The 24,180-nt window shown below is 72.7% G+C and carries 17 protein-coding genes; 7 read left to right on the top strand and 10 right to left on the bottom strand.

Annotation, left to right across the window (positions count from 1 at the left end; genetic code table 11):
- Positions 1–10: 10 nt before the first annotated feature.
- Positions 11–2,191, top strand: a complete 2,181-nt coding sequence (locus ACFQS1_RS01220) for a ricin-type beta-trefoil lectin domain protein (RefSeq protein WP_378963968.1) — start codon at positions 11–13, stop codon at positions 2,189–2,191.
- A gap of 224 nt (positions 2,192–2,415) precedes the next feature.
- Positions 2,416–2,769: a group I truncated hemoglobin gene (locus ACFQS1_RS01215; RefSeq protein ID WP_378963967.1), complete on the top strand. Its 354-nt coding sequence runs from the start codon at positions 2,416–2,418 to the stop codon at positions 2,767–2,769.
- 266 nt (positions 2,770–3,035) lie between these two features.
- Here ACFQS1_RS01215 and ACFQS1_RS01210 read toward each other — a convergent pair whose 3' ends face one another.
- Positions 3,036–3,815 carry a TetR/AcrR family transcriptional regulator gene (locus tag ACFQS1_RS01210; RefSeq protein ID WP_378963966.1) on the bottom strand — a complete coding sequence of 260 codons (780 nt, stop codon included), beginning with the start codon at positions 3,813–3,815 and terminating at the stop codon, positions 3,036–3,038.
- Between the two features lie 48 nt (positions 3,816–3,863).
- Here ACFQS1_RS01210 and ACFQS1_RS01205 point away from each other — a divergent pair, with 48 nt between their 5' ends.
- The gene (locus ACFQS1_RS01205; RefSeq protein ID WP_378963965.1) at positions 3,864–5,534 is read left to right on the top strand and encodes an FAD-binding dehydrogenase; all 1,671 of its coding nucleotides are present in this window, start codon (positions 3,864–3,866) and stop codon (positions 5,532–5,534) included.
- 45 nt (positions 5,535–5,579) lie between these two features.
- On the opposite strand, the gene ACFQS1_RS01200 is transcribed toward ACFQS1_RS01205, so the two are convergent.
- From ACFQS1_RS01200 to ACFQS1_RS01165, 8 genes are all read right to left on the bottom strand, one after another.
- The gene (locus ACFQS1_RS01200) at positions 5,580–6,530 is read right to left on the bottom strand and encodes a ricin-type beta-trefoil lectin domain protein (protein ID WP_378963964.1); all 951 of its coding nucleotides are present in this window, start codon (positions 6,528–6,530) and stop codon (positions 5,580–5,582) included.
- Between the two features lie 193 nt (positions 6,531–6,723).
- Positions 6,724–9,150 carry a VIT domain-containing protein gene (locus ACFQS1_RS01195; RefSeq protein WP_378963963.1) on the bottom strand — a complete coding sequence of 809 codons (2,427 nt, stop codon included), beginning with the start codon at positions 9,148–9,150 and terminating at the stop codon, positions 6,724–6,726.
- Positions 9,147–9,782 carry a MerR family transcriptional regulator gene (locus tag ACFQS1_RS01190; protein WP_378963962.1) on the bottom strand — a complete coding sequence of 212 codons (636 nt, stop codon included), beginning with the start codon at positions 9,780–9,782 and terminating at the stop codon, positions 9,147–9,149. The genes ACFQS1_RS01195 and ACFQS1_RS01190 overlap by 4 nt, the downstream gene beginning before the upstream one ends.
- 33 nt (positions 9,783–9,815) lie before the next feature.
- Positions 9,816–11,879, bottom strand: coding sequence for a peptidase M6 immune inhibitor A (locus tag ACFQS1_RS01185; protein ID WP_378963961.1), 2,064 nt, complete (start codon positions 11,877–11,879; stop codon positions 9,816–9,818).
- 86 nt (positions 11,880–11,965) lie between these two features.
- Positions 11,966–12,232 (bottom strand): hypothetical protein, encoded by a 267-nt coding sequence (locus tag ACFQS1_RS01180; protein ID WP_378963960.1) that lies wholly within the window; start codon positions 12,230–12,232, stop codon positions 11,966–11,968.
- Positions 12,233–12,331: 99 nt separating this feature from the next.
- A complete protein-coding gene (locus tag ACFQS1_RS01175; RefSeq protein ID WP_378963959.1) occupies positions 12,332–13,066 on the bottom strand; it encodes an ABC transporter permease in 735 nt (244 codons plus the stop codon).
- Positions 13,063–13,962 carry an ATP-binding cassette domain-containing protein gene (locus tag ACFQS1_RS01170; protein WP_378963958.1) on the bottom strand — a complete coding sequence of 300 codons (900 nt, stop codon included), beginning with the start codon at positions 13,960–13,962 and terminating at the stop codon, positions 13,063–13,065. Before ACFQS1_RS01170 ends, ACFQS1_RS01175 begins: the two co-directional genes overlap by 4 nt.
- 195 nt (positions 13,963–14,157) lie before the next feature.
- Positions 14,158–15,336, bottom strand: a complete 1,179-nt coding sequence (locus ACFQS1_RS01165; RefSeq protein ID WP_378963957.1) for a dipeptidase — start codon at positions 15,334–15,336, stop codon at positions 14,158–14,160.
- A gap of 143 nt (positions 15,337–15,479) precedes the next feature.
- Between ACFQS1_RS01165 and ACFQS1_RS01160 the strand changes: the two genes are divergently transcribed.
- Positions 15,480–18,023, top strand: a complete 2,544-nt coding sequence (locus tag ACFQS1_RS01160; RefSeq protein WP_378963956.1) for a putative bifunctional diguanylate cyclase/phosphodiesterase — start codon at positions 15,480–15,482, stop codon at positions 18,021–18,023.
- A gap of 431 nt (positions 18,024–18,454) precedes the next feature.
- Here the strand turns inward: ACFQS1_RS01160 and ACFQS1_RS01155 are convergent, their stop codons facing one another.
- A complete protein-coding gene (locus tag ACFQS1_RS01155) occupies positions 18,455–19,720 on the bottom strand; it encodes a benzoate/H(+) symporter BenE family transporter (RefSeq protein ID WP_378963955.1) in 1,266 nt (421 codons plus the stop codon).
- A 203-nt stretch (positions 19,721–19,923) separates the two neighbouring features.
- On the opposite strand from ACFQS1_RS01155, the gene pgi reads away from it, so the two are divergent.
- The 3 genes from pgi (at position 19,924) to ACFQS1_RS01140 (ending at position 24,160) form a co-directional block, all read left to right on the top strand.
- On the top strand, positions 19,924–21,549 hold the full coding sequence (gene pgi, locus ACFQS1_RS01150; protein WP_378963954.1) for a glucose-6-phosphate isomerase: 1,626 nt from the start codon (positions 19,924–19,926) through the stop codon (positions 21,547–21,549).
- A 66-nt stretch (positions 21,550–21,615) separates the two neighbouring features.
- Positions 21,616–22,698, top strand: coding sequence for a winged helix DNA-binding domain-containing protein (locus tag ACFQS1_RS01145; protein ID WP_378963953.1), 1,083 nt, complete (start codon positions 21,616–21,618; stop codon positions 22,696–22,698).
- A 109-nt stretch (positions 22,699–22,807) separates the two neighbouring features.
- Positions 22,808–24,160, top strand: a complete 1,353-nt coding sequence (locus tag ACFQS1_RS01140; protein WP_378963952.1) for a carbohydrate-binding protein — start codon at positions 22,808–22,810, stop codon at positions 24,158–24,160.
- Positions 24,161–24,180 lie beyond the last annotated feature (20 nt).

The raw sequence follows: 24,180 nt of genomic DNA, 5'->3' as shown, positions 1-24,180 counted from the left end.
AGTCCCGCACATGAGATCAAGAAAACTGCTGGCCGGCGCGATCATCGCCGCGGTCGTCGGCGCGCTCGGCGTCGCCGGCATCACCAGCGCGTTCGCCGCCGCGTCGGGGACGATGGTTTCCTCGCTGAACGGAAAGTGTCTCGACGTCACCGACGGGTCGACCGCCAACGGCAACCAGCCGCAGATGTGGACCTGCACCCCGGGCAACCAGAACCAGGTGTGGACGCTCGCGGACGACGGCTCGGTGCAGGGTCGCGGAAAGTGTCTCGACATCGCGAACAACTCGAGCGCCAACGGCGCGGTCGTGCACCTGTGGGACTGCTACGACTCGGTCGCCACCCAGAAGTGGACACTGACCGCCTCGAAGGATCTGGTCAACAACGCCGCCGGAAAGTGTCTCGACGTCAAGGACAACAACTCCGCGGACGGCGCGAAACTCCAGATCTGGGACTGCGCCGGAACGCCGAACCAGAAGTGGACCTTCTCGGGCGGGACCACGACGCCCACCACGCCGCCGACCACCGTGCCGACCAACCCCTCGAACCCGGACCTCGGCCCGAACGTCAGTGTCTTCGATCCGTCGATGTCCGCGTCGACGATCCAGAACAAGCTGACCAGCGTCTTCAACGCGCAGGTCCGCAACCAGTTCGGCAACGCGCGCTACGCGCTGCTGTTCAAGCCGGGCAGCTACAACGTGGACGCCAACGTCGGCTTCTTCACCCAGGTCGCCGGCCTCGGACTGACCCCCGACCAGGTGAACATCAACGGACACGTGCACGTCGAGGCGGACTGGTGGCCGGACGGCACGCAGAACGCCACGCAGAACTTCTGGCGCTCGGCCGAGGGCCTGTCGGTCACCCCGGGCGACGGGCTCGACCGCTGGGCCGTTTCCCAGGCCGCGCCCTATCGGCGCATGCACGTCCGCGGCAGCCTGGCGCTGTCCGACGGCGGCTGGTCGTCCGGCGGCTTCATCGCCGACTCCAGGATCGACGGCCAGATCCAGTCCGGCTCGCAGCAGCAGTTCCTCACCCGCAACTCGCAGATGGGCAGCTGGACCGGCTCGAACTGGAACCAGGTCTTCGTCGGCAGCCCGGGCGCGCCGTCGCAAAGTTTCCCGTCCCCGCCGTTCACGACAATCGCAAGCACCCCGGCGATTGCCGAAAAGCCCTACCTGTACGTCGACAGCGCCGGCGCCTACCAGGTTTTCGTCCCCGCGCTGCGATCCAACGCGAGCGGCACGACCTGGGGGAGCGGCAACCCGGCCGGCACCTCTCTGCCGATCAGCACGTTCTACATCGTCAAATCCGGTGACACCGCCGCGACGATCAACGCGGCCCTGGCCGCCGGGAAGAACCTGCTCGTCACGCCCGGTGTCTACCACCTCGGCCAGACCCTCAACGTGACCCGGGCCGGCACCGTCGTACTCGGTCTCGGCCTCGCCACGTTCATTCCCGACGGCGGTGTCGACGCGATGCATGTCGCCGACGTCGACGGGGTGCGGCTGGCCGGCGTTCTCTTCGACGCCGGCACCACCAACTCGAACATCCTGCTGCAGGTCGGCCCGGCCGGCTCGTCCGCGTCGCACGCCGCCGCCCCGACCGTGCTCTCCGACGTCTTCGTCCGGCTCGGCGGCGCGATCGCCGGCAAGGCCACCGTCAGCGTCGAGATCAACAGCAACAACGTCATCGGCGACCACGCCTGGATCTGGCGGGCCGACCACGGCAACGGCGGCACGTACGGCTGGAACGTCAACACCGGCCGCAACGGGCTGATCGTCAACGGTCAGAACGTGACCTTCTACGGCCTGTTCGTCGAGCACTACCAGCAGTACCAGACGATTTGGAACGGCAACGGCGGGCGGACCTACTTCTACCAGAACGAGATGCCGTACGACCCCCCGAACCAGGCGGCCTACATGAACGGGTCGACCCAGGGCTGGGCCGCGTACAAGGTGGGCGCATCGGTGACCGCTCATGAGGCGTGGGGCCTGGGCAGCTACTGCTACTTCAACGTCAACCCGGCGGTGGTGAACGCCCGCGCGTTCGAGGTGCCGGCCGTGACCGGGGTCAGGTTCCACGACATGGTGACGGTCTCGCTCGGCGGCACCGGCACGATCAGCCACGTCATCAACAACACCGGCGCCGCGGTGAACAGCGGACACCAGGTGACCAGCATCGTCAGCGGCCCCTGACGCGGGCCGGGGTGGCCGCCGCCGGCCGCTGAGGAGAATCGTGGGCTCGTCCGGATCCGTCCGGGCGGGCCCACGCCGGCTCCAGATCCGCGAGGGGACCCTACTGGTGACCTTCGATGCGGGTGGGGGCCGTCGGCGAGGACGCCTGGCGTCGATTCGGACATCCGGACGGGACCGCGCGGGCGGGCCGAATCGGCTAGCTTGTGGCTCGAGAGGGGGCCACAGTGGACAGTTTCTACGCACGAGCCGGTGGCGAGCCCGCCGTGACCGAGGCGGTGAACCGCCTGTACCGCGTCATCCTCGCCGACGACCGGCTGGCGCCGTACTTCGAGCACGTCGACATCGGCCGGCTCAAGACCCACATGGTCGCGCTGCTGAGCCAGGTGCTCGGCGGCCCGGAGGCCTATTCCGGCCGCGACCTGCGCATGGCCCACATGGGCCTGGACATCGGCCGGGAGCACTACGACCTGGTCGGCGCCTACCTGATCGGCGTCCTGGCCGGCCTGGGCGTCGACGACGAGGTCCTCGACGCGGTCCGCGGCGTCCTGGCCGCGTCGGTCGACGACGTCGCCGCCTAGCCCGCCCAGCCCGCGGCCCGCCCAGCCCGCGCGGCCCACGCAGCCCGCCCGCGCAGCCCGCCCGCGCAGCCCGCCCACGCAGCCCGCCCGCGCAGCCCGCCCGCGCAGCCCGCCCACGCAGCCCGCCCACGCAGCCCGCCTACGCAGCCCGCCCAGCCCACGTGGCCCATGCGGTCCGCCAGCCCGACCAGCCCGACCAGCCGGCCGGCTCGCCGCGATGGACGACCTGGCCAGCCAGTGCGCGGGAGGAACGGCCGCACGCCCGCCTAACGCACGAGCAGGGCGGTCAACAACTGGGTGAGCCACTCGCGGGCGGCCGCCACGTCACCGTCCAGCAGCAGCTGGACCGTGACGCCGTCGTAGGCGGCCACCACCGCGTGGGCCGCGGCGGGCAGATCGGCCACCCCGGGCGGCAGCGCCAGCCGGCCCCGCACGGCGCCGAGCCGGGCCTCGATCGCGTGCCGCAGCTCGGCGCGGTGGGCGGCCAGCCGGACAGCCACCTCGGGGTGGCGCGCCGCGTACAGCAGGAAGTCGGTCTTGACCAGGAGCCAGTCGCGGTCGAGCAGGAGCGTCGCGGCGGTGCGGGCTATCACGGCGTGAATAGAGGGCTCGAGCGGCGCGAACCCGTCGGCGGCCGGCGCATCGGCGGTAGGAGCGTCGGCCGGGGCGGCGCCAGCAGCGGAGGCGGCGCCGGCAAGGGGAACGGCGCCAGCGAGGAGGGCGGCGTCAGCAGGGGAAGCGGCGCCAGCAAGAGGGGCGGCGCCAGCAAGAGGGGCGGCGCCAGCAAGGGAGGCGGTGCCAGCAGGGGCGTCGACGGTCAGGGCCTCGGCGACCTGGGCCGCGATGATCGCGGCGCGCTCGTCGTACAGGGCGAAGAAAAGTTCGTCGAGGGTGGCGAAATTCGAGTAGAAAGCGCCGCGGGTGTACCCGGCGGCCGCGCAGACGTCGTCGATGCGCGCCGGGCCGAAACCTTTCGCGGCGAACACCCGGAACGCGGCGTCCAGCAGCCGGGCCCGCGTCTGCGCCCGCCTCTTCGTGACCCGCACCCGGGAACCCTATCCAATACGTTCGCGCATCCGATACATTCCTGAATCGTGAATGCGGACGTCATCGTCGTCGGGGCCGGCCTGGCCGGTCTGGCCGCCACCCATGAGCTCACCGCGGCCGGCAAGCGGGTCGCTCTCGTCGACCAGGAGAGCGCCGCCAACCTCGGCGGGCAGGCGTTCTGGTCGTTCGGCGGGCTGTTCCTGGTCGGCACTCCCGAGCAGCGGCGGCTGGGCGTCCGCGACTCGTTCGAGCTCGCCTGGCAGGACTGGCAGGGCAGCGCCCAGTTCGACCGCCTCGAGGACGAGGACTCGTGGGCCGCCAGGTGGGCCCGGGCGTACGTCGAGTTCGCGGCCGGCGAGAAACGTTCCTGGCTCTCGTCGCTCGGGATGAGCTGGCTGCCGACCGTGGGCTGGGCCGAGCGCGGCTCGCTGCGCGCCGACGGGCACGGCAACTCGGTTCCCCGCTTCCACGTCACCTGGGGCACCGGCACCGGCGTGGTGGCGCCGTTCGTCGCGTCGGTGCGGCGGGCGGCCGAGGCCGGCCTGGTCACGTTCCACCACCGGCACCGGGTGGACGAGCTGGTCGTTTCGGCGGGGGCCGCCACCGGCGTACGCGGAAAGATTCTGGCCCCGGACACGTCGCCGCGGGGTGTCTCCTCGAACCGCGAGGAGACCGCGGATTTCGAGCTGACGGCGCAGGCCGTCGTCGTGACCACGGGCGGCATCGGCGGCGACCACGATCTCGTGCGCCGTCATTGGCCGTCCCGGCTGGGCCAGCCGCCCCGGAGCATGGTCACCGGCGTGCCCGCCTACGTCGACGGCCGCATGCTCGACATCGCCGAGACGGCCGGCGCGCGCCTGGTCAACCGCGACCGGATGTGGCACTACACCGAGGGCATCCGCAACTGGGACCCGATCTGGCCCGGTCACGGCATCCGCATCCTGCCGGCGCCGTCGTCGATGTGGTTCGACGCGCTGGGCCGCCGCCTGCCCGACCCGTGCCTGCCCGGTTACGACACCCTCAGCACGCTGCGTCACCTGCGCACGACGCCGGACATCGCCGAGTTCGACCACTCCTGGTTCATCCTCACCCAGAAGATCATCCGCAAAGAGTTCGCGCTCTCCGGCTCCGAGCAGAACCCGGACATCACCGCCAAGGACCGCCGGGCGTTCGTCCGCGAGCGGATCCTGGGCAAGGGCGCGCCCGGCCCGGTCGAGGCGTTCAAGCGCAACGGCGCCGACTTCGTGGTGGCCGGCGAGCTGGAGGAGCTCGTCGCCGGGATGAACAAGCTGACCGACTCGCCGCTGCTGGACGCGGCCCGCATCCGTGTCCAGATCGAGGCGCGTGACCGCCAGGTCGACAACCCGTACAGCAAGGACTCCCAGATCCAGGGGATCCACAACTCCCGCCGCTACCGGGGCGACCGGCTCGGGCGCACGGTGCCGCCGCACCGCTTCCTCGACCCGGCGGCCGGGCCGCTGATCGCGGTGAAGCTGCACATCCTGACCCGCAAGTCGCTCGGCGGCATCCAGACCAACCTGGAGTCGCAGGCGCTGACGCCCGGCGGCGACGTGTTCCCCGGCCTGTACGCGGCCGGCGAGGTGGCCGGTTTCGGCGGCGGTGGCGTGCACGGGTACAACGCCCTCGAAGGAACTTTCCTCGGCGGCTGCCTCTTCAGCGGCCGGGCCGCGGGCCGCTCGCTGGCGAAATCCCTCTGATCAGACCAGCGACACCGCCCGCCGGCCCGCCCGGTGGCACTCCGATCAGGGCAGCGACCACCGCTGGTTGGCCCGCCCGGTGCAGCTGCCGACTCGCACGGCGATCCCGGCGTTCGTGCCCGACGACGGGTCGGTCAGGCACTTGTCGCCGGCCGTGTTGATCAGCAGCTGACCGGAGGCGCGCCACCTGGCCGTCGTGCGCCCGTCGCACCGGGTGACGCGGACCGAGTCGTCGCCGACGATCAGCGCGCACATGCCCAGGACGCGCAGCGAGCCGTCGGTGCCGAGGGTCCAGCTCTGGGCCGCGGTCCGGTTGCAGTCGAACACCTGCACGTGGTTGAAGTCGACCGTCAGCGCGCCGTTGAGATCGAGGCAGAGACCGTTCTGGCCGCGGATCGTGCCGGTGCGCGGCGCCGACGGTGCCAGGCCGGCGGGCGGCGACGCGGTCCTGCCGGCCGACGCGCTCGTGCTCGGCGCGGCCGCGGAGGACCGCGTCGCCGGGGCGGCCCCGGTCGTGGCGGTCCTGGCGGTTGCGGCGCGGCGGCTCGCCGGTTTGCGGGGCGCGTCCGGCGACGAAGAGGCCGGGGCGGGTGACGCGTCGGGGGAGGGCGGAACCAGCCCCGTCAACGCCGGCACCGGCGCGTCGGGCAGCGCCGCTGAGACCGACGGGCGGCCGGCGGAACGCAGTGCGGCGAATCCGGCGGCGGCCGCGCCCAGCAGCACAGCCACGCAGGCGGCCACCAGCACCAGGATCCGCCGGCGGGCGATCCGCCGGCCGGCGGGGCGGGCCGGACGCCGCGCGGTGGTCAGCGGCAGGAGGGCGGTGGGCTCGTCGGCGCCTTCCAGCGCGCGCTGCGAGCGGACCTCGCGGGTGGTGGCGGACGGCCAGGTCTGCGCCGACTCGCCGGCGCCGGGAGCGCCGGCGTCGCCGAGCAGGTAGGGACGGACGAGCAGCGGATCCCGCTCGTCGTCATGGTCCTGGTCGTCGTCCGTCACGCCCCACCTGCCGCCGCCGAGCCGTCAAGACATCGACCGCCCAACTTACCCCCGGCCGCGGACGGTACACCGGCGCCGGAAGATCCGACTTTCCGCGCGCCGGGGCCGAGACGGAACACACCACCCGGCCGGACGCACGGAGCGTCGGATGGCCGACACCGCCGACGCGTACGCGGCGGGGCCGGCCCTCCGCTCAGCGTTTCCAGAAGGCCTTCCGCGCGGACGGGCCGCCGCCGCCGGAGCCGCTCGGCGTGCTCCCACCGGACTCGGACCCGCCGCCGAAGGCGGTCAGGGCCGCCAGCGCCGCCGCCCATTTCTGGTCGACCGTGCCGTCGCCGGTCAGGAGCGTGACCAGCTCGCGCAGCGGTCCGAACTCGTCGTCCGGCAGCGAACCGAGCAGGACCCCGAGACGGCTGGCCAGGTCGTCGAGCAAGTCGCGCCGCTCGTATCCGGGCAGCCCGGCCGCGTCGCGCAGCCGGCCCGCCTCGACCGCGGCGATCTCGCGCACCTGCTCGAGCGTGGGCGCCGCCCCGCCGGGCGCCATCGCCTTGCCGGCCCGCATCGATCCGGTGACGGCCGCGAAGGTCATCGGCCCGCGGGCCCGCGCGCGGCCACCCGCCTCGGCCCGGGCCGGCGCGAACCCCGGACCGCCGGGCGGCGGCGCGGCCGGCGGGCTGCCCGGCGGCGGCATCGGCGGGACGGCCATCGGCATCGCCACCGAGCTCAGCGTGATCCCGGGGCCGCCCGGGACCGCCCAGCCCGACGGCAGCTCGACCGGCTGGGTGACCCGGCGGGTCTCGCCGCCCTCGTTGACCACCCGGCTGTCCACCGCCACGAACGCGGTGAATCGGCACAGCACCCCGTACCGCAGGGAAGTCGCGACGATCTTGTCCTCGAGGGCGCGGTCGCCGGCGGCGTACGCGTCCTCCAAATCACGCAGCCGAGCCCGCGCCCACTGCGCGGTGATCGCCGGTTCCTCGCGCTCTCGCATCTCCACCGTGGTGCGGAACTCGCGGTCGTCGCGGGTGCGGCCGGTGACGGTGAGGGTGCCCTCGGCCTTGCCGGCGAACCGGCCGGACACCACGAGCGGGACGCCCGGGTAGAGGCCGGGCAGCCGGGCCGGGGTGCGCTCGTCGTCGAGCAGGCGCGGGCCGGTGGCGGTGATCGTCAGGCCGGTGACGACGGGCGCGCCGATCCGGCGGTGGATGTGCTCCATCGCCGCGTCCAGGCGGTCCTCGCTCTCCACCAGCTCGGCCCGGCCGGCGCCGAGCGCGGCGAGCCGGCCCAGGAAGCCGGCGTTGACCGCGCGGTCGATGCCGATCGTGTGGATGCGGGTGCCGGCGGCCGGCCCGGTGATGTCGTGGACGATCTGGTCCTCGTTGCCCACCTGGCCGTCGGTGACCAGCACCAGCACCCGGTCGCGGCCCTCGCTCGCCGGCAGCAGGCGCAGCCCGGCCATGAGCGGCGCGAGCAGCTCGGTGCCGCCGCGGGCGTCGGCGCGGGCGAGGTGCTCGACGGCGCGGAACCGGTTGCGGTCGCTCGCCTCGGCCAGCCCCTCGCCGAGGCCCTCGGGCCGGTCGATCTGGTGGTCGAAGGTGAGCACGGCGAACCGGTCGGCGCCGGTCAGGGTGTCGACGACCCGGGCCGCGGCGCGGCGGGCGGCCACCATCTTCCACCCGCCCATGCTGCCGGAGCGGTCGAGCAGCAGCACCACGTCCTTGGGGCGGGCGGGTGCGCTGTCCGCGGGCGGGAGCACGACGAGCTGGTAGACGCCCTCGGGCTGCCCGGCGTCCGGGGCGGTCGCGTCGGGCACGGCGATCGCGGTCTCGCCGCCTCCGGCGTACCCGATGCGGAGCACGAAGTCGCGGTCGGCCCGCTCGCCGGGCCGGATCCGGACGGTGCCGTCCTGCTCGGTGACGGTGTGCAGGCTGGACCGGACGTCGCCGAAGGTCAGGCCGGCCGGGTCGATGTGGACGGCGACCGACAGGCGCAGCGGATTGGGGAAGCCGGGCAGCAGCACCGGCGGCGAGATGCGGGACGCGTCGGGCACGGCGTCGGTGTCGGGCAGCTGGCCGTCGCCGGCATACGGGCCGGGCAGCGGGTGGCCGGGCACGTACCGCGGCGCGACGACCAGCGGGAAGCGGAACGTCGCCGCGCCGTCCTCGAAGGGCAGCGGGCCGACCAGGCTCAGCTCGATGGTCACCCGCTCGCCGGGCACGATGTTGCCGACCCGCATGGTGAAGACGTCGGGCCGCTCCTCCTCGGCGATCGAGGCGCGCTTTCCGGCCGCGACCGCCTGGTCGTAGGCCTCGCGGGCGGCCCCGCGCTCCTGGAGCTCGGCCTCGACCGTACGGTCGTCGGCGGTCATCTTCATCGCCGTGACGGCGGCCCGGTCGGGCAGCGGGAAGATGTACGTCGCCTCGAGCGCGGTGTCGTGGACGTTGCGGAACTCGGTGACCACCGTGGTGCGCGCGACCAGCCCGCTGATCCGGCTGGTCACGTCGAGCCGGTCGAGTGGCAAGTTTCCGCGGTCGGTGCTCAAGTTGCCGAAGCCGGCGTCGGGCAGGATCTTGATGCGGCCGAGCTCTCCCGGGCTCATCGGCGTGACGGAAAAGGTCATGGCGTTCTCCCATCGATCAGTCCACGGGACTCGAGCAGGCGGAGCAGGGGTGCGGCGGCCTCGGCGATCGCGGCGCGGTCGGTGCCGCTGACGGGCCGGGGCAGCAGCAGGATGGCGCCGCCGCCCAGCGTCACCCCGTGCACCGGCGCGGCGGGGACGCGGGCGGCCCCGGTCTCGGCCGGGATGGCCTCGGTTTCGGCCGGGGTGGCCTCGGTGCCGTCCGGCGCGGCCGCCGGCGTTCCCGTTGCCGGCCGGTCGGCCCAGAAACGCGGGCGCTCCGCCCGGTCGGGGCCGGCGCCGGGCGGATCGCCGGTGGCCAGCAGGTGCGCGGGGATGCGGGAAGCGTCGGCGAGGCCCTCGGGGGTGAGCCGGGCGAAATCGGCCTGGATCTCGGCGAGGCTGCGGCCCTCGGCCTGCCGGCGCTTGATCGCCACCAGCTGCTGCAGGTGGCGCGGACCGTAGAGCGCCGTCCGCCCGCGCATGCCGAGCGGGCGGTCGACCAGGCCGATCGTCGTGTACCACCGGATGGCCCGGCGGTCGGGGACATCGCGGACGCGGCCGTTGGGCGCGCCGGAGTACTCGGCCGCCAGGGCCTCGCGCACCCGCTCGACCAACTCGTCCATCGTCCACATGCGGTCGAGTGTGACACTGTCACCGTGACAGTGTCAACGTCTTAGGCCACCGCCCGGCTGGACGGCGCCGTTGGCCACCAGGCGGTAGGGCGCATATCGCGAAACTTTCTCGGTCGGTTCGTCAAAGGCGACAATCGCGACCACCTTCGGGTACGCCGTCAGCTCGGCGAACCGGTCCACCGGCACGATCCGCGCGCGCCGCCCGTCGATGCCGACCAGGCGCACGTGCCAGGCGTGCACCGGGGTGGGCACGATCGCCGTCGGCGACCGCCAGCCCGCGAGGCTGGTCCCGTCGCTCAGCGTCGCCCGGCCGAGAGTGATCTTCCCGATCCGCCATCCGCCCCGGCTGACGGCGGCGTCGGTGACGTACCGCAAGCCGAGGAGCACCTTCTTCCCGGCGTACGGCCGGAGGTTGTAGCCGGCGGTGACCACGCCGCCGCTCGCGCCGGTCAAGCCCGGGCCCAGCGGGCCCGGCACGGTCCGGTCCCCGGTCACCGTGGTGTAGGTCCGGCCGCCGTCGATGGAGATCATCACGTACGCGAAATCGTAGGAGTCCTCGGCGGCGTAGGACGTCTCGAGTCGCAGCGTCGCGTCGGCGGCCGCCGGGACGGTGACCGGCCGGACCATTTGCGAGTCGAGGTTGTTGCGGTTGCCGGAAAACAGCGTCGCGCCGGCTACCGTCCAGCCGGTCGGCAGCGGAGGCAGCGTCGGCGCGCCCGTGAACGACACCGACCGCAGCGGGGTGGGCAGCGGCACGAAGTCGGCGCCGTTCGGCGCGGCCCCGGGCAGGTCGTAGGCGGTCTTGTTGGCCAGGTTGACGGTTGACCGCAGGCCCGGCGCGGTGACCCGGTCCAGCGCGGCGCCGATCATCTCGCCGCCGCCCTCGCCGACGACCTTGTCGACCAGCGTCATGGTCTGGAAGTCGTGCAGCACGTCGTAGAGGGCGGTCCCGGTGGGCAGCGCCGCCTGCACCCCGGCCAGGCCCTGCCGGAGGCCGTCGCGGTGCAGCATCGTGATCGCGCCGAGCCCGAACCGGTCGCGCAGGTAGAGCATGAACGAGTACGTGATGCCGTAGTCGGCGAGCACCTCGGTCGGGGTGCCCTCGTCCCACAGGTTCAGCGAGTTCTGCGGGCCGCCGCACTCGCGCGGATTGGCGTTGTATTTCGTCTTGACGTTGCCGTACCCCTGGTAGCAGACCAGGTGGGCGTCGTTGCCGGGGTCGTCGACGGTCGCCCGCCCGTCGACGTAGCCGGTCAGCGTCTGCGCGAAGTCGGACAGCCCCTCGTTGACCCAGGACTCCTCGGCCGGATCGGCGTAGTACTCCAGCAGGTGCTGCCACTCGTGCGCGAAGGTCGCCTCGTACAGGCGCGGGTGGGCCGGGCGGCTGGCGCACAGGTCGTCGGCCGGGTCGTCGGCCGGGGCCGCGCCCAGCCGGTGCTTCCAGTCGTACGCGTCGATCGTCATCACATTGCGGTCGAACATCTCGTTGAGCTGGGCCGAGAAGAACCCGGCGACGTAGGTGACCGCTTTCGGGAAAGTGAAGTAGTTGTCGTCGCGGATGTTGTCGACCAGCGTGACCGTCTTGTCCCCGTCGCCGGTGAAGTCGCCCTCCAGGGCCGCGTTCGTGCCGTTGCGGTCGGGCGGGGTGCTGAAGGTGGCGGTCTCCCGCGGGTAGATCGTGTCGTCGAACTCGTGGATCAGCGCGGCGATCCGCGCGTCGCTGACGTCGATGGCGTTCTTGCGGCAGTCCTTCGCCGGGAACGCCAGGTCCTCGGCGACCCACACCTCGATGTGCTTGCCGACGGCGCGCAGCTTGTACTTCTTCGGGTAGTACCGGCCGGCGACGTCGTCGAGGCCCATCCACTCGCGCTCGGTGCCCAGCGCCGGGGTCGCCGCGCCGGCGGCGCGGGATCGGGGCCGTTCGCGGTAGCGGGGATGCGACGGCAGCGGCTTGCCGTCCAAGGTGAAACGCGTACGGGTCAGCGCCCGGGTGTCGGGGGCGCGGGTGGCCGCGGCCGGGACCGATCCTTGGGTGCCCGCGGCGGGCGCCGGTCGCGAGGCGGCCGCGGCCGGGGCCGGCAGGGACGACACGACCATAGCGGTCACCGCAAACGTTGCAAAACGGACTCGATCCATGAAAGTGGACGCTACCCGCCACGCCGCCGGGGCAACGGCAACTCGCGTTATTCGAACAGCGAGTGGTGACCGTCGCCCTCGGCGCGGCGCCGCGCCCGCCGCCGCAGCTGCACCACGACCATGTCGACGACCGCGACCGCGGCCCAGGCGAGCAGCAGCCAGCCGGGCACCGGCCATCCGGCGCGGAACAACCAGATCGCCAGCAGGGTGCACACGACGAACCCGAAAGCGGCCAGGATCAGCCGCAGGTTCAGCGCGCTGTACGGCTTGTCGGCCGTCCCGCGACGGCCCGGCGGCTGGGCTCCGATCGGCATCTGTGGCGGGTACCCCTGTCGTGTCCGTGGCAAACCGCCCGGCGCCACGCCGGCGGCGGCGCCAGGCTACCGTGTGCCCGGCCCGGCGCCGCCCGGCGGTCAGGCGACCTCGCGGCGCAGGATCCGCACCGAGCCGAGGACCAGCGGCAACGCCACCCACACCAGGCAGGACACCGCGAGCCGCGCGTACTCGCCGGAGGTCATCGACGGCTCGGACAGCGGGCCGGACGTGATGCCGAGATCCAGCCAGCCCGAGACCCGCCCGAGCGCCTTGATCGTCTCGCGCAGGATCCCGGAGATCGTCGGCAGCGCGAAGAACGCGACGATGGCCAGCGGCGAGCTCAGCAGCAGCGCGCCGAACGCCATGCCCATCAGCAGGAACAGCACCTCGCTCAGCGCGCCCTGCCAGATTAGCGAGCCCGCGACGTGCCAGCTTCCGTCGCCGCCGCGCGCCATCCCGATCAGGTTGGCCGCGGCGGCGAGCAGCAGGGTCAGCGCCGTGGTCGCCAGCGCGACCAGCACGCCGGCCGCCAGTTTCGCGGCGATCACCCGCAGCCGCGACGGAACCAGGGCGAACGTGGTCAGCGCGGTGCGCTGCGACCACTCCCCGGTCATCGACAGGATGCCGAGGACCGGCAGCAGCACCACCGACGGCGCCAGGCCGAATCCGAGGAAGCCGGCGAAGGTGAGCTCCTCGTCGGGCGCCCAGCCGAGCAGGATGACCGCGGTGCCGGCCACGCCGAGTCCGATGAGGACCAGCAGCCACAGGCCGGCCCGGGTGTCGGCGAGCTTGCGCAGCTCGACCAGCGTGAGGCGGGGCAGCGGGATGCTCATCGGACCGCCTCCCGCACCGACTCGCCGGCCGTCAGCTCGAGGAAGATCTGTTCCAGCCCGCCGGCGCCGGCCGGGCGCAGCTCGACCAGCGCCACGCCGGCGTCGGCCGCGGCCCGCCCGATCGCCTCGGCGCCGGCCCGCACGACGACACCCCCGTCGGTTGCCGGCGTGCCGGCCAGCCCGGCCCGCTCGAGCGCTGCCGCCAGCGCCGCCGGATCGAGGGCGCGGACCAGCGTGCCCGCCGAGGCGAGCAGCTCGTCGCGGCCGCCCCGCGCGACGACCCGGCCGCCGCCGATCACGACGAGATGGTCGGCCACCGCCTCGACCTCGCGCAGCAGGTGGGAGGAGAGCAGCACGGTGCCGCCGCGGTCGGCGAACTCGCGCAGCAGCCCCCGCATCCAGAAGATGCCCTCCGGGTCGAGCCCGTTGGCCGGCTCGTCGAGGATCAGCACCGCCGGGTCGCCGAGCAGGGCGTGGGCCAGGCCGAGGCGCTGGCGCATGCCGAGCGAATACCGCTTCACCCGGCGGCGGGCGGCGGTCGCGTTGAGGCCGACCCGGTCCAGCGCCCGGCCGGCCTCACGCCGGTCGACGCCCATGGTCAGTGCGGCGAGGACGAGCACCTCGCGGCCGGTGCGGCCGCCGTGCTGGGCCGAGGCGTCGAGCAGGACGCCGACCCGCCGGCCCGGGTTGCCGAGCCGGCGGTAGGGGACGCCGTCGACGGTCGCGACGCCCGACGTGGGCGGGGTGAGTCCGCAGATCATGCGCATGGTGGTGGACTTGCCGGCCCCGTTGGGCCCGAGGAAACCGGTCACCGTGCCCGGCTCGCAGGTGAACGACACGTCGTCGACGGCGGGATGACTGCCGTATCTCTTCGTGAGGTGCTCGACCCTGATCATGCCGCTCAGCGTGCCGGGGCGCGGCGGCGCGCCGCGACGGCCGGAGGTCGACGCCGGCCGGGCGAAGGTCGACGGGACCGCCGACTTTGGTCGGCGCGCTTCTGCCGGTGCCGGCGCGCTTGGTGGCGGGCTTCTGTCGGTGCCGGCGCGCTTGGTCGGCGGGCTTCTGTCGGTGTCGGCGCGCTTTGGCCGGTGTCAGCGCGCGGGGGAGGCGGGCCAGAGCGGTTCCTGGGCCAGGCGCTCCGCCTCGCCCAGCACCCGCAGGATGTTGCGGCCGGCCAGCTTGTCGAGGTCGGCGCCGGACCAGCCGCGGGTGGCGAGCTCGGCCAGCAGGCGCGGATAGCCGGCGACGTCGGACAGGCCCTCGGGCAGGTCGGTCGTGCCGTCGAAATCGCCGCCCAGGCCCACGTGGTCGACGCCGGCCACGTCGCGGGCGTGCTCGACGTGGTCCGCCACCTGGGCGACCGTCACGACCGGCCGCGGGTTGGCCGCCACCCAGGCCCGGAAGGCGGGCGCCGCCAGGGGATCGGTGTCCGGGCGAGGCGGGACGGTGGCCGGGTCCTCGGCCGGGCGCGGCGCGCGCGGCCAGCCGGCCGCCGGGTCGGGCAGGCCGAGCCGTTGCCGTTCGGCGTCGGCGGCGCGCTGCCAGGCGCGGAACCCGGCCGAGACGAACGGGGCGACGAAGGTCAGCTGGATGACGCCGCCGTTGTCGCGCAGGCGGGTCAGCACGTCGTCCGGGACGTTGCGGGGATGGTCGTTGACGGCGCGGGACCCGGAGTGGCTGAAGATGACCGGCGCGAAGGCCGTGTCCAGGGCGGCGTGCATGGTGACCGGCGCGACGTGGGAGAGGTCGGCGAGCACGCCGATGCGCTGCATCTCGCGGACCACCGCGCGGCCGTCGTCGTTCAGGCCACCGGCCGCGGGCTCGGCCGCCGCCGAGTCGGCCCACGAGGTGTTGTGGTTGTGGGTGAGCGTCATGTAGCGCACGCCGAGCCGGGCGAACGCGCGCAGCACACCCAGCGACGTGGCGATGCTGTGCCCGCCCTCGATGCCGATCAGCGACGCGATCCGGCCCTCGGCGAGGATGCGCTCGACGTCGCCGGAGGTGTACGCCACGGCGAGGTCGCTGGGGTAGGCGGCCACCATCCGGTAGACGGCGTCGATCTGCTCCATCGTCGCCACGACGGCCTCCGGCTCGGGCAGCGAGGACGGGACGTACACCGACCAGAACTGGCCGCCCACCCCGCCGGCGCGCAGCCGCGGGATGTCGGTCTGCAGCTCGGGGCGGGACTCGTCCAGCCGTTCGACCCGGTAACCGGAGCGGGCGCGCAGCTGCAGGGGCAGGTCGTTGTGCCCGTCGATGATCGGCATCATGAGGACTGGTTACCCCGCCGGGCCGCCGTCGCACAAGGTGGCGGCGGCCCGCGCTGCCCCGCCCGGATCTCTCAGGTCGGCGACCCTCCCGTCCGATGCTGTGACCGGACGGCTTGGTCAGGGACGACGGGGGAGGGGGCCGGATGACTGTTCGGCGTCCGCTTCCCGCGGCGATCCTGCTCGTGCTGGTCCTGGCCGGCGCGCTGGGGTACACGGCCGCCGGTCCGGTGACCGCCGCCGCCACCACCGTGGTCGCGCTCGGCGCTGCCGCGGCCTGCCTGATCCGGGCCGGGCGGCGGCGCGGCCGGATGCGGGTCGCGTGGGCCGGCTTCGGACTCGGCGCGCTCGCCGGCGGCCTGCCCGGCCTCGCGGGCCCCGGCCACTTCGTCATGATCGCGCTCGCCCTGACCATCTTCGGCGTTCCCGCACCGGGCCGGATCGCCCTCGAGCGGATCCGGGGCGTCCTCGACACCCTGGTGATCGGCGCCTCGCTCGTCGCGCTCAGCTACCACACGCTGCGCGAGCAGGCCTACCACGCATCGGCGATCGGCGACGTCGTGCTCGGCACCGTCGCCCTCGCCGGGCTCTCGCGGCTGCGCCGCGGTGTTCCCGACCTGCGGTCCCTCACCCTGGCCAGCGGCGCCCTGCTGACCGTGGCCCTGGCGGGCAGCCTCGGCCACGGCGGCCATGAGCGTGCCGGCGCGGCCGGGTGGCTCGCCGGGTTCGCGCTGCTCGGGCTGGCCGCCGTTCTCGGGCACACCGGATCGGACGAGGAGACCGAGCACGACGAGCGGCGATCGATGACGGTGCTCCTGCCGTACGCGATCGTGGTCCTGGGTCTGATCGCCGGCACCGTGCGGCTCGCCCTGGGCGGGGCGCCCAGCACCGTGGGGAGCTGGACCCGGTCCGTCTGCATCGGCTTGATCGTGGTGCGGCACGTGCTGCTGATGCTGGAGAGCCGCCGGCTCGCCCGGCACCTGGAGGACCGGGTCGCCGAGCGGGCCGCCGACCTGCACGCGCGGGAGGCGCGTTTCCGGGCCCTGGTCGACCAGAGCAGCGACTCGATGGCGATCCTCGAAGCGGATTCGACGGTGCGCTACCAGTCCCCGTCGGTCGAGCGGATCTTCGGTTACCCGGCGTCGTACCTGACCGGGAAAAGTTTCTGCGAGCTCGCCGGCCGGAAGGTGGGCGCCCGGGTCGCGGCGGCGATCGCCGAGGTCCGGACCGCCCCCGGCGCGACCACCACCTTCGAGGTCATGCTTTGGCACGCGGACGGGCAGGCCCGGCTCGCCGAGATGACCATCCGGAACCTGCTGACCGACCCGTACGTGCGCGGCCTGGTCTTCAACACCCGCGACATCAGCGAGGCCCAGGTGCTGCAGGATCGCTTGCGCCAGGAGGCCCACCAGGACCGCCTGACCGGGCTGGCCGGCCGGGCCGGGTTCCGGGACCGGCTGGCCGAGGCGGCCGAGCGCAACCCGGCGTCGCGGCTCGCGATACTTTTTCTCGACCTCGACGGCTTCAAGGAGATCAACGACAGCCTCGGCCACGACGCCGGCGATCACTTGCTGGTCCACGTCGCGGAACGACTGCGAAAGTTGCTGCCCGCGCCGCAGGTGGTCGCGCGGCTCGGCGGCGACGAGTTCGCGGTCATCGTCGAGAGCGGCACCGCGCGCGACGACGCCGAAATGACCGCCATGGAGATCCTCGCCGCGCTCGCCGAGCCGATCCGCGTCGACGACCGCGAGCTGCACGTGAGCGCGTCGATCGGCATCGCGTCGGCCGCCGACGCCGGCGACATCGAGCAGTTGCAGCGCGACGCCGACCTGGCCATGTACCGGGCCAAGGACGCCGGCGGCGACGGTTACCGGACGTACGACCCGAGCATGCACGACGCGTTGACCCGCCGGCTGGGGCTCGCCGCCGACCTGCGGCTGGCCTTCGAGCAGGACGAGCTGGTGCTGCACTACCAGCCCAAGGTCGACCTGCGCACCGGCGAGATCGCCGGCTTCGAGGCGCTGGTGCGCTGGCGGCACCCGGCCCGCGGGATGGTGCCGCCGCTCGACTTCATCGGCGTCGCCGAGGCCACCGGTCTGATCGTGCCGCTGGGCCGGTGGGTGCTCACCGAGGCGTGCCGGCAGGCCGTCGCGTGGGGCCGCCCGCTGCGGATGGCCGTCAACCTCTCGGTGCGCCAGTTCGAGGACGGGGACGTCGCCGGGATGGTCGCGGAGGTGCTCGCCGAGACCGGGATGCCGCCCGGGCAGCTGTGCCTGGAGATGACGGAGAGCGTGCTTCTCACCGACACCGACGAGAATCTTGCGCGGATAGTTTCGCTCAAGGCGCTCGGCGTGGTGCTCGCGATGGACGACTTCGGCACCGGTTATTCGTCGCTGGCCTACCTGCGCCGCTTCCCGATGGACGTCCTCAAGATCGATCGCTCGTTCGTCGACCGCCTCGGCGGCGAGACCGAGGACGAGGCGCTTGTGCGGACCATCGTCCGGCTGGGGCAGCGCTTCGGCATGCACACGGTGGCCGAGGGCATCGAGAACGAGACCCAGCTCGCGATCCTGCGGGAGATGGGATGCGATTTCGCGCAGGGGTATCTGCTCTCGCGCCCGCTGCCGGTGGGTGACGCGACGGAGCTGCTGGAGAGAGGCCTGCCGTTTCCGGTCCCGGTACGGGCCTAGCCTCCTAGGAAGGATGACGCGTGGTGACGCGGGCGGGAAACTCTCGCTCACTTCAACGCCATTACGTGTACGAGGCTGGGCCCGGCCCCGCCGCAGCGCCGCGCAGGCTGCCGGGTCGCGCTCCGCGCGCGGCCACCGGGCTTGTCCCGGCACGCGACAACGGCACCGTGCCGACTTCCAGCGCGGACGGAAAGTTACCCGCGGGCTGTTGCCTCGCGGCGGGGTCAACTTGTTCGCGACGATTTCCAGCGCGGGCCGAAAGGGTTTCTGGTCAACGCGATCGTCAGGCGCATCCAGCGGAGGGCTTGGACGCATGCGGCTGACCGCGCTGACCGCGCTGACCGCGCCGACCGGGGTGACCACGCCGACCGGGTGACCGGGGTCCCCACGCCGACTGAGCCGATCGCGCTAGACCGAGCCGATGGCTGGGATCAGCGAGCCGGCCGTACGCTGTGCCCGCCGGGCGTCGGGTCCGGCGCCTCGGCCTGTGTCTCGGCCGGCGCCGCGGCGGCCTTCCTGTGACGGCTGATGGCGCCGGTTGCCGCCGCCGTCAGCAAGCCGGCGATCAGCCCCCAGAACGCCGAGCCGACGCCCAGCAGCTTCACCCCCGACGCCGTGGCCAGGAACGTGACCACCGCCGCCTCGCGCCAGCGGGTGTCGCTCAGCGCCGAGGTCAGCGACGAGCCGATCGTGCCCAGCAGGCCGATGCCGGCGATGCCGAGGATCAGCGGGGCCGGCAGGGCCATCAGCAGCGAGCCGACCGTGGCGCCGAGCGCGCCGATCGCCAGGTAGAAGACGCCCGCCCAGACGCCGGCCAGGTAGCGGCGGCGCGGGTCGGGGTGGGCCTGCGGGCCGGTGCAGATCGCTGCGGTGATGGCGGCCAGGTTGAGACCGAAGGCGCCGAACGGGGCGAGAACGAAGTTCGCCACGCCCGTCCACGTGATCAGCGGGGAGACCGGGACGTCGTAGCCGTCGTTGCGCAGGACGGCGACGCCGGGGAGATTCTGGGACGCCATCGTGACGACGAACAGCGGGACGGCCACGCCGATCGCGGCCTGCCAGGAGAACGAGGGCACGGTGAGGACAGGTTTCGCGAAAGCGAGGTCGACCGAAGCGAGGTGCATGTCGCCGAGCCCGGACGCGACCGCGATGCCGGCCACGAGGGCGGCCAGGACGGCGTAGCGGGGGAGCAGCCGGCGGCACACCAGGTAGACCGCGAACATGGTGAAGACCAGCGCGAAATCGCCCTGCATGCCGGCGAACAGCGCCGTGCCGAACTGGACCAGCACGCCGGCGAGCAGCGCGGCCGCGAGGGAGACCGGCACGCGGCTCATCACCCGGGCGAACCAGCCGGTCACGCCGCTGAGGGCGATCAGCGCGGCGGAGATCAGGAACGCGCCGGTGGCCGCGCGCAGGCTCATGCCGTCGAGCCCGGTGGCCAGCAGCGCGGCGCCGGGGGTGGACCAGGCGGTGACGATCGGCGCCCGGTAGCGCAGGGACAGGCCGATGCAGGTCAGGCCCATGCCGACGCCGAGGGCGAGCATCCAGGACGCCAGCACGGCGCTGTCGGCGCCGGCGGCCCGGGCGGCGGCGAAGACGATAGCCGCCGAGCTGGTGAGGCCGATCAGCGTCGCCACCAGGCCGGCGGTCACGGCGGAGAGCGGAGCCACCCGGGACAGACGGCGGATCAAGGTCATGCGTGGCCCCCTGGACGGCTCATGAAGCGAAAAGCGATGCTAACGGAAGGTGATGCCCGGCCGGTGGCGGCCCGGGCCCGGGTCGTGGGCCGCGGGGCAGGCCCGGCCGGGCGGTGCGACCTCTCCGACTGCTCCGCCACAGTCGCCTCCGTTTCGTGCCAGGATGGCGACGAGAGTCCGGGTTCAAGGGAGAGACTGGGGCAATGAGCGAACACGTTTCCGACAGCGCCGAGTGGCAGTCCCTGCAGGGCCACGCCGAGAAATTTTCCGCGGTGCACCTTCGCGACCTGTTCGGCAGCGATCCCGGGCGCGGCGAGCGGCTGACCGCCAAGGTCGCCGGCCTGACCGTGGACTACAGCAAGAACCTGGTGACCGACGAGGTTCTTTCGTCGCTGGTGGCGCTGGCCGAGCGGGCCGGCCTGCGGGAGCGGATCGCCGCGATGTTCGCCGGCGAGCACATCAACGTGACCGAGGACCGGGCCGTGCTGCACACCGCGCTGCGGCTGCCGCGCGACGCCACGCTGGTCGTCGACGGGCAGGACATCGTGGCCGAGGTGCACGAGGTGCTCCGCCGGATGGGTTCGTTCAGCGACAAGGTGCGCTCGGGGGAGTGGACCGGGCACACCGGGCAGCGCATCAAGACCGTGGTCAACATCGGCATCGGCGGGTCGGACCTGGGGCCGGTGATGGCGTACGAGGCGTTGAAGGCCTACAAGACGCCCGACATCGAGTGCCGGTTCATCTCGAACATCGACCCGACCGACCTGTACGAGAAGACCCACGACCTCGACCCGGCCACGACGCTGTTCATCATCGTGTCGAAGACTTTCGGCACCCAGGAGACGCTTACCAACGCCACCGAGGCCCGCAACTGGCTGCTCGCCTCGCTCAAGGACGACGCGGCGGTCGCGAAACATTTCGTCGCGGTTTCCACGAACGCGCAGCGGGTCGCCGACTTCGGCATCGACACCGCCAACATGTTCGGCTTCTGGGACTGGGTCGGCGGCCGCTACTCGCTGCCGTCCGCCGTCGGCCTGTCGGTGATGGTGGCGATCGGCAGGGAGCAGTTCGCCGACATGCTCGCCGGCTACCACGCCGTCGACGAGCATTTCCGCACCGAGCCCCTGGAGCGGAACGTGCCGGCCCTGCTCGGCCTCATCAACGTCTGGTACGACACTTTCCTCGGCGCCCAGTCGCACGCGATCCTGCCGTACTCGCAGTACCTGCACCGATTCGCCGCCTACCTGCAGCAGCTCACCATGGAGAGCAACGGCAAGTCGGTGCGGCTGGACGGCAGCCCGGTGACCTTCCAGACCGGCGAGGTGTACTGGGGCGAGCCCGGCACCAACGGCCAGCACGCGTTCTACCAGCTGATTCACCAGGGCACGAAGCTGATCCCGGCCGACTTCATCGGGTTCGCGCGGCCCAACCACGACATCGGCGGCATGCACGACCTGTTCATGTCGAACTTCTTCGCCCAGACCGGCGCGCTGGCGTTCGGCCGCACGCTCGATCAGGTCGAGGCCGAGGGCACCGATCCGGCGGTCGCTCCGCACCGGGTGATGCAGGGCAACCACCCGACCACGACGATCCTCGCCGACAAGCTGACGCCGTCGATCCTCGGGCAGCTGATCGCCCTCTACGAGCACATCACGTTCACCGAGGGCACGATCTGGCAGATCAACTCCTTCGACCAGTGGGGCGTCGAGCTCGGCAAGGTGATGGCCAACCAGCTCGCGCCCAAGCTGACCGGCTCGTCCGCCGCGGCCGACGACGACTCCTCGACGAACAACCTGATCAAGCTGTACCGGGCCGTGCGGGGCCGCTGAGCCTCGGCGGGGATCGGCGAAGCCAGCCGCCGAATTTTTGTCGTACCCGGGGCCTAGGGTCGTGGGATGGATTCACGGACGGCCCTGGGCCTGCGGCTCTCCAGCCTGCTGCTGCGCGGCAACGCGCCGGCGTCGGTCGGCGAGATCGTGTCGTGGTTCGGCGCGATGCAGTCGCAGGATGCCAACAGCATGCTGTGGTCGCTCGGCGCCCGCCTGCCGGGCTGGACGATGAGCGACGTCAACGACGCGCTCGAGAAACGCACGGTCCTGCGCACCTGGCCGATGCGCGGCACGGTTCATCTGGTGCCGGCCGCCGACGCGCATTGGATGCTCGAGCTCATGGGCGTGCGGGCGCTCGCCGGCGCGGAGAAGCGGCGGGCGACCATCGGGCTCGACGCCGCCACCGCCGACCGGGCCGTCGCGCTGCTCGGCGACGCCCTGGCGGGCGGACGCCGGCTGACGCGATCCGAGTGCATGGCGACGCTGGCGTCCGGCGGCATCGAGGTGAGCGGGCAACGGGGTTACCACCTGCTGTGGTACGCGTCGCAGCAAGGCGTCACGGCGATCGCGCCGCACGTGGGCAAGGAGCAGACGTTCGTGCTCCTCGACGAGTGGGCGCCCGCCCCGTCGCGACCGTCGCGTGCGGAGGCCCTCGGCCTGATCGCCCTGCGGTACTTCCGGAGTCACGGCCCGGCGACCCGCAAGGACTTCGCGGGCTGGACCGGCCTGACCATGGCCGACTGCAAGACCGGCATAGCCGTCGCCGGGGACGCGCTGGCCGCGGTCGACGTGGACGGCGTCGAGATGATCGCCTCGGCCGCCGCGCTCGGTTCGGCCTCGCCGTTCCGGGGCTGGCTGGCGCTGCCCGGCTTCGACGAGTACATGCTGGGCTACAAGGACCGGTCGCTGATGGCCTCGCCCGCCGAGCTGGCCGCGATCGTCCCGGGCGGCAACGGCGTCTTCCAGTCGACCCTGGTGCGCGACGGCCGGGTGGTCGCCACCTGGAAACGCGTCCTGGGTTCCAAGGGCGTCACCGTGACCGTCCTGCCACTGACTTCGCTGTCGGAGCGTGACCACCGTGCCATCGAGAAGGCGCTCACCCCGTTCGCCGATTTCCTGGGAGTGCCGCTGACTGTTAAGAACCCTTGATATTTACGAAGGTGAACTTCATGATGTGTTCCATCGGGCCTTCGGCCGGTCCCGGGCGGTGGGCGGGGCGGTCGGGCGGGGTCACCTTCGTCGATGAAAAGGGGCAGCCATGGGCGTCCGTCGCCGGGTGTTGGCGCTGATCGCAGGGGTGGCGGTGACGGCCGGCGCGATGGCCGTGGCCGTCGCCGGGGAGGGCACGTCGTTCGCGGCCGTGGCGTGCTCGGGCACCGTCTGGGCCGAGGGCGTCACGTACACGGCCGGGCAGCAGGTGACCTACGGCGGCCACCTGTATCAGGCGCTCGTCACCCACACCGCGTATCCGGGCGCCGGCTGGAACCCGGCCGCGACGCCGTCGCTGTGGAAGGACCTCGGTGCGTGCACCGGCACCCCGACCACCTCGCCGACCACGAGGCCACCGACCACCCGGCCCACGACTCCACCCACGACGCCGCCGACGACCGGGCCGACCACGCCGCCCACGACCTCGCCCACCACGCAGCCGACCGGCTCGACCTGCGCGGTCAAGTCGCGGCCCGCCGGCAAGGTGCTGCAGGGCTACTGGGAGAACTGGGACGGCGCGTCCAACGGCGTCCACCCGGGACTCGGCTGGATCCCGATCAACGACAGCCGCATGCTCCAGCACGGATACAACGTGATCGCCGCGGCGTTCCCGGTCATCCGCTCCGACGGCACCGTGCTGTGGGAGAACGGCATGGACGCCGGCGTGAAGGTCTCGACCCCGGCCGAGATGTGCGCGGCCAAGGCCGCCGGCGCGACCATCCTCATGTCGATCGGCGGCGCGGCGGCCGGCATCGACCTGTCGTCCAGCGCCGTCGCCGACCGTTTCGTCGCCACGATCGTGCCGATCCTCAAGCGGTACAACTTCGACGGCATCGACATCGACATCGAGACCGGCCTGACCGGCAGCGGCAACATCGGCACGCTCTCCACGTCGCAGGCCAACCTGATCCGCATCATCGACGGCGTGCTCGCCCAGATGCCGGCCAACTTCGGGCTCACCATGGCGCCCGAGACCGCGTACGTGACCGGCGGCAGCGTCACCTACGGCTCGATCTGGGGCTCGTACCTGCCGATCATCAAGAAGTACGTGGACAACGGCCGCCTGTGGTGGCTGAACATGCAGTACTACAACGGCTCGATGTACGGCTGCTCCGGCGACTCGTACGCGGCCGGCACGGTGCAGGGCTTCACCGTGCAGACCCAGTGCCTGAACAACGGCCTGACCATTCAGGGCACCACCATCCGCGTGCCCTACGACAAGCAGGTGCCCGGCCTGCCGGCCCAGTCCGGCGCGGGTGGCGGCTACATGGCGCCGTCGCTGGTGTCGCAGGCCTACCGCAGCGTCAGCGCCATCAAGGGCCTGATGACCTGGTCGATCAACTGGGACGGCTCGAGGTCCTGGACCTTCGGCGACAACGTGAAGGCCCTCGAAGGCCGCTGATCGATGACGGCCGGCCGGCG

The sequence above is a fragment of the Paractinoplanes rhizophilus genome (genome assembly GCF_042664765.1).
GTDB lineage: Bacteria > Actinomycetota > Actinomycetes > Mycobacteriales > Micromonosporaceae > Actinoplanes > Actinoplanes rhizophilus.
The sequence above is the reverse complement of the archived record's forward strand: the minus strand, read 5'-3'. Positions and strand labels throughout refer to the sequence as shown.

Excerpts from the sequence above, each read along its gene's own strand:
- ACFQS1_RS01155 (WP_378963955.1), bottom strand. The coding sequence starts at position 19,720 with ATGACCTTGATCCGCCGTCTGTCCCGGGTGGCTCCGCTCTCCGCCGTG.
- ACFQS1_RS01170 (WP_378963958.1), bottom strand. The coding sequence starts at position 13,962 with ATGATCAGGGTCGAGCACCTCACGAAGAGATACGGCAGTCATCCCGCC.
- ACFQS1_RS01185 (WP_378963961.1), bottom strand. The coding sequence starts at position 11,879 with ATGGTCGTGTCGTCCCTGCCGGCCCCGGCCGCGGCCGCCTCGCGACCG.
- ACFQS1_RS01175 (WP_378963959.1), bottom strand. The coding sequence starts at position 13,066 with ATGAGCATCCCGCTGCCCCGCCTCACGCTGGTCGAGCTGCGCAAGCTC.
- ACFQS1_RS01190 (WP_378963962.1), bottom strand. The coding sequence starts at position 9,782 with ATGTGGACGATGGACGAGTTGGTCGAGCGGGTGCGCGAGGCCCTGGCG.
- ACFQS1_RS01165 (WP_378963957.1), bottom strand. The coding sequence starts at position 15,336 with ATGATGCCGATCATCGACGGGCACAACGACCTGCCCCTGCAGCTGCGC.
- ACFQS1_RS01195 (WP_378963963.1), bottom strand. The coding sequence starts at position 9,150 with ATGACCTTTTCCGTCACGCCGATGAGCCCGGGAGAGCTCGGCCGCATC.
- ACFQS1_RS01145 (WP_378963953.1), top strand. The coding sequence starts at position 21,616 with ATGGATTCACGGACGGCCCTGGGCCTGCGGCTCTCCAGCCTGCTGCTG.
- ACFQS1_RS01140 (WP_378963952.1), top strand. The coding sequence starts at position 22,808 with ATGGGCGTCCGTCGCCGGGTGTTGGCGCTGATCGCAGGGGTGGCGGTG.
- pgi (WP_378963954.1), top strand. The coding sequence starts at position 19,924 with ATGAGCGAACACGTTTCCGACAGCGCCGAGTGGCAGTCCCTGCAGGGC.
- ACFQS1_RS01180 (WP_378963960.1), bottom strand. The coding sequence starts at position 12,232 with ATGCCGATCGGAGCCCAGCCGCCGGGCCGTCGCGGGACGGCCGACAAG.
- ACFQS1_RS01160 (WP_378963956.1), top strand. The coding sequence starts at position 15,480 with ATGACTGTTCGGCGTCCGCTTCCCGCGGCGATCCTGCTCGTGCTGGTC.
- ACFQS1_RS01220 (WP_378963968.1), top strand. The coding sequence starts at position 11 with ATGAGATCAAGAAAACTGCTGGCCGGCGCGATCATCGCCGCGGTCGTC.